The sequence below is a fragment of the Halorientalis sp. genome (genome assembly GCF_028275115.1).
GTDB lineage: Archaea > Halobacteriota > Halobacteria > Halobacteriales > Haloarculaceae > Halorientalis.
Map to the genome: position 1 here is coordinate 1 of NZ_JAQCNH010000038.1, position 1,617 is coordinate 1,617.

The following is a 1,617-nucleotide window of genomic DNA, read 5'->3' on the forward strand; positions in this document are numbered from 1 at the left end:
TCCTCGGCGCGCTCGATGATTTCCTCGCCGGCGGTGACCGCGACGTATCCCATCAGGCCACCTCCATGGAGGCGGAGCGCGGGACTGCGGCGACTCGGTCCTCGGTGGTGAAGATTGCATCGACGCCGCGAGGATAGTCGGACTGGGCGGCAGCGACGGCAGCCAGTTCGGATTCCGGAAGGGCGACCGAGAGCTCGGTGTGGCCGTCGACGCCGGGACCGGAGAGGGTGACCGTCGACAAGTCGGCGTCGGTCGTCGGCACGAGATCCTCAACAGCGTAGACGACCGTCGCGCCATCGCTGGGTTCGACCAGCGAGCCGCGCTGGCAGTCGGTCACGTCGAATTCAGTGTGGTCGCGTACGTGGACGATATCGGCCGTGTCGTGAGCCGCGGCGTCGAGACGACCCTGTCCTGAGAGAGCGTCGCGGAGTTCGTCGTCGTCGGTCGCCACGCTGACCTCGTGGTCGACCAGCGTCGAGACGACGGCCTGGTCGGCGCGTTCGGGCACCGACTCGACGGTACCCGGCCGGCTCATCACGTCTAACAGCGCCCGGAACGTCGTCCGTGTTCCGCCGACGGGGTCGATACCGACGGCCCTCATTCTTCGTCCTCCATCGTCTCGAATTCGACGGTAGTGTGTTTGCTCTCGGCCCACGCCTGCCGGCGTCGGGCCTGCTGGTCCGCCGCAACGTCAGTCAGCGTGTTCGTTATCTCCGTAGTGAGCGGGTGGCCGCCGGCGACGGCGGCGTCGACGATAGCCCCCGAGAGCGCGGCGCGTTCGGCCTTGCCGGGGAGCATGGCGAAGCCGCGGTGACCGTCAAGTTCGACCTCGGCGGGCGTGACGACGACTTCACCGAGGTTGAACGGGCGGCGCTCGACCGGTTCAACCACCTGGTGCATCACTAGTTGTGGGCGGGGGTCTTGGCGGACCGAAAGCGGCGGGTCGCCTTCGAGTACGTCGTTTGCGAACCGGGCGAGCGTCGCTCCGTCACAGCCGGCGATGAGCTCGAATCGCTCCGAACGGTCGTGTGGATCTACCATACAGTCTGTTGAACGGAGCTGCAAAGCCGTCATAATGGTTTGCTGGGTACTCTACATCGTTCACACGGTTTCGATTCTCAGTCCCGGGACTGTTGCTATCAGTCTGTACTAGTCCGGACCTGAGTCGCAGGGCGGGGTCGTCGTCCCCGGACTGTAAACGAAAAGCCGGCCCACCCGGACTCTACGCAGACAACCCTTATTCGAACCGTTGGCAACCAATCGGACGATGACAGACAGCCAGTCAGCGACCACGAATACTGGGGAACAAACGAGCCGACGCGGATTTATCGTCAAATCCGGTGTCGCAGCGGGGGCAGTCACCGGGCTCGCGGGCTGTTCGGGTGTCCTCGGCGGGGGCGGCGACAACCAGAACACCGTCACGATGCTGCTGACACCGGGTACACCGGCGGACGCCCGCCGACGGTACAAACCCGTACAGAACCTCCTCAACGCCGAGATAGACGGTGCGACCTTCGAGATGGAGGTTCCGACGGACTACTCGGCGATCCTCCCGGCGCTCAAGAGCGAACAGGCCGAGATCGGCATGGACGACGTGACGGTCCTTTCGGAGCCGGA

2 protein-coding genes and 1 pseudogene are annotated in these 1,617 nt (G+C 65.1%); 1 reads left to right on the forward strand and 2 read right to left on the reverse strand.

Going from position 1 to position 1,617, the window contains the following annotated elements; all coding sequences use genetic code 11:
- Positions 1–52 precede the first annotated feature (52 nt).
- Together phnH and phnG are read right to left on the reverse strand one after the other, a co-directional pair.
- Positions 53–601: a phosphonate C-P lyase system protein PhnH gene (phnH, locus tag Q0964_RS06005; protein WP_299264739.1), complete on the reverse strand. Its 549-nt coding sequence runs from the start codon at positions 599–601 to the stop codon at positions 53–55.
- A complete protein-coding gene (gene phnG / locus Q0964_RS06010; protein WP_299264741.1) occupies positions 598–1,041 on the reverse strand; it encodes a phosphonate C-P lyase system protein PhnG in 444 nt (147 codons plus the stop codon). Before phnG ends, phnH begins: the two co-directional genes overlap by 4 nt.
- Before the next feature lie 226 nt (positions 1,042–1,267).
- Here phnG and Q0964_RS06015 point away from each other — a divergent pair.
- Positions 1,268–1,617: pseudogene (locus Q0964_RS06015) on the forward strand (phosphate ABC transporter substrate-binding protein); the annotation flags it as partial.